This window comes from Acidimicrobiales bacterium (assembly GCA_016716005.1).
GTDB lineage: Bacteria > Actinomycetota > Acidimicrobiia > Acidimicrobiales > JADJXE01 > JADJXE01.
In genome coordinates, this window is record JADJXE010000006.1 from 1 (window position 1) to 7371 (window position 7371).

Here is a 7371-nt window from a genome sequence, read left to right on the forward strand (position 1 = left end):
CTGCGGTGGCGAGCCTCCGACCGCGACCCCCACTCGCAACAGGAGCAGCCGCCATGGCCATCACCACCGACAAGGTCTCCTCCATCCAGGCTGTGCGCCTCCGGGCCATGCGCCTCACCGACGCCGGCGCCCCCGACGCCGGCGCCGACAGCCTGCTCGTCACCGACGCCCTCATCTCCGTGCAGGTCAGCGAGGAGGTCGAGGCCGGCGCCGAGGTCATCCAGAAGAACGGCTCGGGCGCCATCTGCCTCAACTACAAGGCCCCCGACCGGCTCAAGCGGGCCGGCGTGTCCATGAACCTGTGCCAGCTCGACTCGGAGCTGCTGTGGCTGATCGCCGGCGGCACCCTCATCACCGACGGCGGCCAGGCCATCGGCGTGGACCGGCCCGACGGCAACGCCGACATCCCCAAGGTCGCTGGAGGTGTGGTCGGTCCCTACGAGGGCGACGCCCCGTCGGTGTCGTCCGACGACGACTCGGTGTACGTCCACTGGGTGTTCCCCAAGTGCCAGTTCACCATGGGCCAGTTCACCATCGAGGAGGGCGTGCTGGTCGTCCCGGTCACCGGCTCGTCGTCGGCCAACCCCACCTTCGGCGACGGCCCAGCCAACGCCGACCTGCCCTTCTACATCACCGGCCCCTACGCCTGGTTCCTGGACGAGAACCCGCTGCCGGCGGTCACCGACGGGCTGGGCGCGGTCGTCGGGTCCTGAGCGTCCATGGCTCCGGTGACGCCCAGGCCGTGCGAGCCGTGGATCACCGCCGCCGACCTGGACGGCTGCGGCACCCCCCGACCCGCCCGTCGGTCTGCTCGACGACTGCGCCCAAGCCGCGTCCGAGCTGCTGTGGGCCCTGTCGGGCCGCCAGTTCGGCGGGGTCTGCCAGACCACCGTCCGGCCGTGCGCCCAGCAGAAGCGGGGCGGCCGCTGGCTCGCCCCCGACGGCTGGGACCCCACCTGGGGGTGGGCCGTCGAAGGCGGCTGGTGCGACCACCCCCACTCGCCGTGGCGGCGGGCCGGGCCCGTCGCAGGTCGGCCTGGGCGTCTACCCGGTGGTCGACGTCGTCGAGGTCGTCGTCGACGGCGCCACGCTCGACGACAGCCTCTACCGCCTCGACGACCGCCGCTGGCTCGTGCGCCTCGAGGACCCGGACGGCTCCCGGCCGGGATGGCCGGCCAGCCAGGACCTCACCCTCCCCGCCTCGGAGCCGGGCACGTGGGAGGTCACGTTCACGTGGGGGGTGCGCCCCCCCGCCGCCGGGGTGCTGGCCGCGGTGGCCCTGGCCGGCGAGCTGGCCAGGGATGCGCCGGCGGGGACTGCGCCCTCGACCCGCGGGTCACCGCCCTGGCCCGCCAAGGCGTCACCCTCCAGCTGACCGACCTGACGAGCCTGCTGGGCGACGGCCGCACCGGCCTGCTGGCCGTCGACGCCTTCCTCGGCCGCGCTCAACCCCACGGGCTGGCGCAGCCCGCAGCGGTGCTGTCCCCGGACGTGGGCCCGCAGGTGCGGCGGGCCGGGGGGCCGGGCGGGTCGTGACCGACCCGGGCTGCCGGCCGCTGAGCGTCTGCCTGGTCGGCAACTTCCGCCCCCTACTGCAGCGAGGTCGCCTGGGCCGACGTGCTCGTCGATCTCGGCCATCGGGTGGTGCGCCTCCAGGAGGACGAGCAGACCTGGCGGTCCGTCGAAGCCGCCGCCGCGACGGCCGACGTGTGCTGGTACACCCGAACGTGGAGCATCCACCCCCGCCCGGCCGGCCTGGCCGCGCTGGGGCGGATCGCCGGGCGGGGCTGCGTCACCGTGTCGGTGCACCTCGACCTGTACTGGGGGCTGGCCCGCCAGCGCAGCATCGGCGGCGACCCGTTCTGGGCCACCCAGCACGTGTTCACCGCCGACGGCGACCCCGCCTCGGCCCGACGGTTCGCCGCCGCCGGGATCGACCACCACTGGTTCCCCCCGGCCGTGCACGCCCCCCACGCCACCCTCGGCAGCCCCCGCAGCCAGTACCGGGGCCGGGTCGGGTTCGTCGGGTCGTCGAAGCGCTACCACCCGGAGTGGCGGTGGCGGCGCAGACTCACCGACGGCCTCGCCCGCCGCTACCGCCGCGGCTACCAGCGGGCCGGCGACGGGCTCACCGTGCGGCCTCCAGGACCTGTCGGACTGGTGCGCCTCGGTCGACGTCGTCGTGGGCGACACCCTCATGCTCCCCGGCCACGCCCGCTACTGGTCGGACCGCTACCCCGAGCTGTTGGGCCGGGGCGCCTTCCTGATCGCCCCGGCGCCCCCGGGATCGAGGGAGCACTACCAGCCGGGCGTGCACTTCGTCGCCTACCAGCCCGGCCAGCTGGACCAGGTGTTCCGCCTCGTCGACGAGTGGGCCCGCCCCGAGATGGCCGAGCGACGCCACGCCATCGCCACAGCAGCCCGGGAGCACACCCTCGCCCACCACACCTACCACCACCGCATCCGCGGCCTGCTCGACCGGCTCGCCGAGCTGCACCCCCACCTGCGGGCGGCGCCATGACGCTCGGGCTGATCGTGCGAGGCGACCGGGGCGGGCTGGCCACCATGACCGGCGAAGCCTGCTCGCACCTGCAGCCGGACGTCACGGTGCTCGTCGACCTGGGCCCCGCCGGCCGCGGCCCCTGCCAGCGCAGGGCGTTCCCCGACGCGCTGGTCGTCGACGGCCCCACCCTCACCTCCGAGGCGCTCGGCCGGCTCGCCCGCTGCGACGCCGTGTGGTCGGCCGAATGCTGGTACGGGGCCAAGCCGGACACGTTCGGGGTGCTCCACTCGATGCCCGAGCTCACCACCGACCGGGCCGACCGGCTCGCCGTCCCCACAGCCTGGCGGCAGCCGGTCGGGTCGTGGCTTGTGCCCGTCCCGGCGCCCTCCGACATGATGTGCGAGCCGCTCCCATCGGCAGGCGGGCCGCTCGTCGTGGTGTTCCAAGACGCGCCGGCGATGGCCGACCGGGCCGGCGCCGGCACCTTCCGTGCCGCCCTCCGTCGGGTGCGGGTGACGTGCGGGTGGTGGTGCGCAACCCCAGCGGCCCTGGCCGCCCGCATCGGGCCGGGTGCCCGTCACCTGCATGGCCGAGGCGGCGACTGGCGGGAGTGGCCCGGCCGGCCACGTGCTCGCCCACCCCGCCGCTACGGCGGCCTGTCCCCTGCCCGCCCAGGAGGCCTCGGCGGTGGGGATGGGACTGCTCGTCGGCGCCCACGACCCCTACGCCGCCCTGCCCCACGCCCGGCCGGTCGCTCTCCGGGTCGCCCGGCGGGCGGTGCCGATGAAGGGCGGCCGCGTCGACGTCCACACCGTCGACCCGGCCGGGCTCGCCGCCGCCCTCGACACCCTCGACGCTGACCGCGACCTGCTGGAGGCCACCCGGCGGGCCGCCCTCGGCTGGGCCCGAACGGCCTCGTGGGCGAGGCTGCTGCCCGCCTGGCGCGACCTGCTCACCCCGCCGTGACCGTCGACGGGTGGGCGAGCGAACCCCACTACCTGGCCCACGTGGCCGCCGTGTGGCGGGCCCTCCCCGGCCGGCTGCGGGGCCGGCTGCACGTCCCCCGCCGCCTGGCCTCCCACCCGTGCGTCGCCGACCTGGAGGTGACCGTCGGCCGCCCCGCCTCGAGCGGCGGGCCGGTGCTGGTCGCCGGATGGGCCGACAGCCGCCTGGTCGACCGGCGCCGCCGCATCCTGGTCGACCATGGCGCCGGCCAGACCTACCCGACGATCCCCGGCCACCCCTGCTATCCGGGCGGCAGCCGACACGACCCCCACGGCCTGCACCTGTGCCCCCGCCGAGAGGTGGCCGACCGGTGGCAGGCCCGCTACCCGGCCTGCACCACCGCGGTCGTCGGCGGCCTCCTCCTGCCCGCCCTGCTGGGCGTCGAACGCCGGCCGGTGGGGCCCGTGTGGTCGTTCCACTGGCCGTGCCGGGTCGCCCGCGAGGCCGGCTGGGCGTGGCCCGCCTGGCGGAACCACCTCCACGTCGCCGGACCCGCACGGCATGGCCACGCATCCCGCGCCCGACCCCACGTCGACGGCGCCCTTGCCGCGGCCCGGGTTCCCCACGTCGACGACCTGGCCGCCGCCATCAGCCGGGCGACGGTGTGGATCGCCGACAACACCACCTCGGCGTTCCTGGCCGCAGCGTGCGGCGTCCCCGTCGTGTGGGTCGACAACCCGGCGTGGCCCCCGTCGCAGGCGCCGCCCCGCTTCACGTGGGCGCTCGACGGCATCCCCCACGCCGCCACACCCGCCGAGCTGCCCGCCGCGCTCGACCAGGCGCTCAGCGGGCACTGCGAAGCCGCCTACCAGCGGATGGCCCAGCGCTGCTGGACGTGGATCGACGGCCGGGCCCCGGAGCGGGCTGCCACCGCCGTCGCCGCGTGGGCCGCGACCCTCACCGGGTGATGGCCGACGCCTCCGAACTGCGCGAGCGGATCCGCTCCGTGGCCGAACGGGCCGTCCCCGCCGCCGCCGACGCCGCCACCCAAGCCGTCCGCGACCACCGCCCCGAGCTCGCCCGCTGGGACTACGGCCAGGACCCCCGACCCCCGTTCCCCCCGCACGTGGCGCTGGACGGCTGCGTGCACGCCGGCAGCGACGACCCCGCCCTGGCCACCGCAGCCACCGACGCCGAACAGGTCGGCGGCCACTTCGCCCCGCAGGACCACACCGGCTGCCTGTGCCGCACCCTCCCCGCCGACGTGACCGCCAGGCCCGCCGGCCCCCTGCGCGCCGCCGTCACCCTCGACCCCACCGGCCCCGACGGCAGCGAGCCGATCGCGGTGCGGCGGGGCCGCACCCTCCTCGTGCTCCCCGGCCGGGCCGGCGTCACCGACCGGGCCGCCGACGAGTTCCACGGGCTGCTCGCCGACGGCTGGGCCGGCTGGCTCACCGACGCCTGGAGGCCCTGATGGCGATCCCGGTGGACGTCCTCGACCTGCTCGCCCACGACCTCCTCGACGCCCTCGTCGACGCGCTCGACACGCCCGGCGCCAGCGGAAGCGCCCTCAGCCGCTATCCGCGGGGCTGCCCGCCCACACCTGCGAACAGGTCGTCACGTGGGTCGAATCGGTCACCCCAAGACCCAGCCGGGCCGGCGAAGGTGGGCCGTGTGGTCGTCCCCCAGGTGGCGCTGCGGGGCGCGGTGGTCCGCTGCTCGAGCACCGCCCCCACCCCCGACGGCCTCACCCTCGACGGCGAAAGGTCCCGCCAGGCCGTCGACGTGTGGGCCGTCTGGTCGCGCCTCACCCGCCAGTGGTCGGCCGGCAGCCTGTTCCCGTCCGTGCCGTCGCTGGGCTGCCAGCACGTCGACTGGCAGCCCGGCGTGCGCACCACCAGCCCCCAGGGCGGCCTGGTGGCCGTCACCGTCGGCTGCACCCTCACCATCACCTGACCCTGCCAACCATCGTCGAGCACGTCGGCTCATGCTCGGCGGTCATGGCCGACACCAACCCCCAGGCGGGCCTCGCCCTCAACGGCGACGGCTCCGCCGCCGTCCACCATCCCGACGGGCGCACCTGGCGGCTGCGGATCCCCACCCTCGGCGAGTTCGCCGAGCTGCGCGACCGCACCTTCGCCTGGAACGACGACCTCACCGCCGCCGCCCTGGCCGCCGCACGCGACGCCGACACCCAAGACCTCACCGACCCCGACGTCGTGCTCTCCCAACGGCGAGCCGGCCGCACCCTGCAGGAGCGGATCCGCACGGGCCGCACCGACTGGTGGGCCCACACCGTGTGGCTGCTGGGCGGCGACGAGCTGCGCGAGCCGGCCGTGTGGATGGCCACCGACGAGACCGCCATCGCCCGGCTCCTGCGCCACTGGCAGACCTGCCCGGAAGCTTCTGGCACCTGACCCCCGGCCAGGTGCCCTCCCAGCCGGCCACGACCCGCAGCCTGCTCCGCCCCCTCTACCGGGCCGCCTTCGGCCTGGGGGTGACCGCCGCCCAGCTGGACGCCTGCCAGATGTGGCAGGTCGCGGCCATGCTCGACCTCGAGCCCCGCCCGCACGCCGCCGGCGACGACCGGACGCTGATCCGCCAGCGTCTCCTCGCCGCCAAGGGCCGGGCCCCCGCACCCCGCCCCGAGCCCACGGACGCGCACCGCCGCCTCAGCGGGGGTCTGCCCACCCGGTCGCGTCGGCCGTCGCCATCCTGAACGACGATGCCGGTCGAAGAGGTCCTCGCTCTCGACATCTCCGACGCGCTCGAGGAGGTGGACCGGTTGGAGGCCCGCCTGGCCTCGGCGGTCACCGCGGTGGGCGAGTCGCTGGCCGACAGCCTGGCCGGCGGACCTGGAAGGGTTCACCGGCGACCTGGGGGCGGCCGCCGACCTGTTCCGCGAGAATCGGCTGCGGCCGTCGGCCAGGTGAGCGGCAGCGTGGAAGTGCCGGTCTCCGCCGACATCGACGAGGAGGCGCTCCGCCAGCAGGCCGAAGCGGCGTTGGCCGACCCGTTCCACGCGACCGTCGAGGCGACCATCGAAGCGCCGGCCGCCGGGGTGCTGCCCACGGGGGAGACGCAGGACTACTCGGCTGCCGTCATCCTGGGCGCCGCGCTGGCGCCGCGAACCGGCGACTCCTGTCCGGGCTCACCGCCGCCGCCTAAGGAGCGGGCGGCCCTCGCCGCGCGCGTGGGCTGCCGCCGCGTTCGCCGTCGCGGGCGGCGCGCTGGCCTCGCAGGCCATCGACGCCCGCAGCGCCCAGGAGACCTTCAACCTCGTCGTCGGCGAGTTCGGCGCCCAGGTGCAACAGATCGACGTGGCAGGGCTCAACGTCGACCTCGGTGTCCTCGCCAACCAGCTCGGCGGGTCGGACGAAGCCGCCCAGCTCGCCGCCGCCCGCATCTTCCAGCTGGCGACGGCGGCCGGGCAGGCCGGACCTCAGGCCGCGCAGCTCACCGACCAGATCCTCGCCCTCTCCGCGAACGCGGTCGCTCTCAACCCCGGCCTCGGCGACCTCGGTCAGGTCGCCGAAGGGCTCACCACCGCCCTGGCCCGAGGCGGCCGATTCGCCGCCGGCTACGGCCTGTCGCTCAACGCCGCCGAGATCGAAGCCCGCGCCCTGGCCGACACCGGCAAGGCCACAGCCGCCGAGCTGACCCTGGTCGAGCGGTCCACGGCCGGCGCCGCGCTCGCCCTCGAGCGGCTCGGCCCGGAAGGCGTCGCCGGCAACGTGGCCGCCGGCATCGACAACGTCCGCGCCCAGTTCGGCGCCGTCCGCGAGGAGATCGGCAACCTCTTGGAGGCTGCGGGCGGGCCGATCCTCGACCCTCTCCTCGGGGTGATCCGTACCGGCGTCCCGCTGGTCGGGTCGCTGGCTGAGGTGTTCGGCGAGCTGCTGGCCGGCGCCCTGCCGCTGGCC

At 76.1% G+C, this 7371-nt stretch carries 10 protein-coding genes; all 10 read left to right on the forward strand.

The features are described 5' to 3' along the window. Positions 1-53: 53 nt before the first annotated feature. A complete protein-coding gene (locus IPM45_18340) occupies positions 54-713 on the forward strand; it encodes a hypothetical protein (GenBank protein MBK9181475.1) in 660 nt (219 codons plus the stop codon). Positions 714-1051: 338 nt separating this feature from the next. Then, entirely contained in the window at positions 1052-1375 is a 324-nt protein-coding gene (locus tag IPM45_18345) for a hypothetical protein (GenBank protein ID MBK9181476.1), read from the forward strand. A gap of 807 nt (positions 1376-2182) precedes the next feature. Further along, entirely contained in the window at positions 2183-2521 is a 339-nt protein-coding gene (locus tag IPM45_18350; protein ID MBK9181477.1) for a glycosyltransferase family 1 protein, read from the forward strand. Between the two features lie 552 nt (positions 2522-3073). After that, positions 3074-3469 (forward strand): hypothetical protein, encoded by a 396-nt coding sequence (locus tag IPM45_18355; protein ID MBK9181478.1) that lies wholly within the window; start codon positions 3074-3076, stop codon positions 3467-3469. Then, a complete protein-coding gene (locus tag IPM45_18360) occupies positions 3466-4416 on the forward strand; it encodes a hypothetical protein (protein MBK9181479.1) in 951 nt (316 codons plus the stop codon). Before IPM45_18355 ends, IPM45_18360 begins: the two co-directional genes overlap by 4 nt. Then, the gene (locus IPM45_18365) at positions 4416-4922 is read left to right on the forward strand and encodes a hypothetical protein (GenBank protein ID MBK9181480.1); all 507 of its coding nucleotides are present in this window, start codon (positions 4416-4418) and stop codon (positions 4920-4922) included. Before IPM45_18360 ends, IPM45_18365 begins: the two co-directional genes overlap by 1 nt. After that, on the forward strand, positions 4922-5404 hold the full coding sequence (locus IPM45_18370) for a hypothetical protein (protein MBK9181481.1): 483 nt from the start codon (positions 4922-4924) through the stop codon (positions 5402-5404). Before IPM45_18365 ends, IPM45_18370 begins: the two co-directional genes overlap by 1 nt. 44 nt (positions 5405-5448) lie before the next feature. Continuing rightward, positions 5449-5865 (forward strand): hypothetical protein, encoded by a 417-nt coding sequence (locus IPM45_18375; GenBank protein MBK9181482.1) that lies wholly within the window; start codon positions 5449-5451, stop codon positions 5863-5865. Between the two features lie 11 nt (positions 5866-5876). Beyond that, entirely contained in the window at positions 5877-6167 is a 291-nt protein-coding gene (locus tag IPM45_18380; protein MBK9181483.1) for a hypothetical protein, read from the forward strand. A 586-nt stretch (positions 6168-6753) separates the two neighbouring features. After that, positions 6754-7371: hypothetical protein (locus tag IPM45_18385; protein MBK9181484.1), on the forward strand; the 618-nt coding region annotated here is incomplete at its 3' end.

Excerpts from the sequence above, each read along its gene's own strand:
- IPM45_18340 (MBK9181475.1), top strand. The coding sequence starts at position 54 with ATGGCCATCACCACCGACAAGGTCTCCTCCATCCAGGCTGTGCGCCTC.
- IPM45_18365 (MBK9181480.1), top strand. The coding sequence starts at position 4,416 with ATGGCCGACGCCTCCGAACTGCGCGAGCGGATCCGCTCCGTGGCCGAA.
- IPM45_18370 (MBK9181481.1), top strand. The coding sequence starts at position 4,922 with ATGGCGATCCCGGTGGACGTCCTCGACCTGCTCGCCCACGACCTCCTC.
- IPM45_18375 (MBK9181482.1), top strand. The coding sequence starts at position 5,449 with ATGGCCGACACCAACCCCCAGGCGGGCCTCGCCCTCAACGGCGACGGC.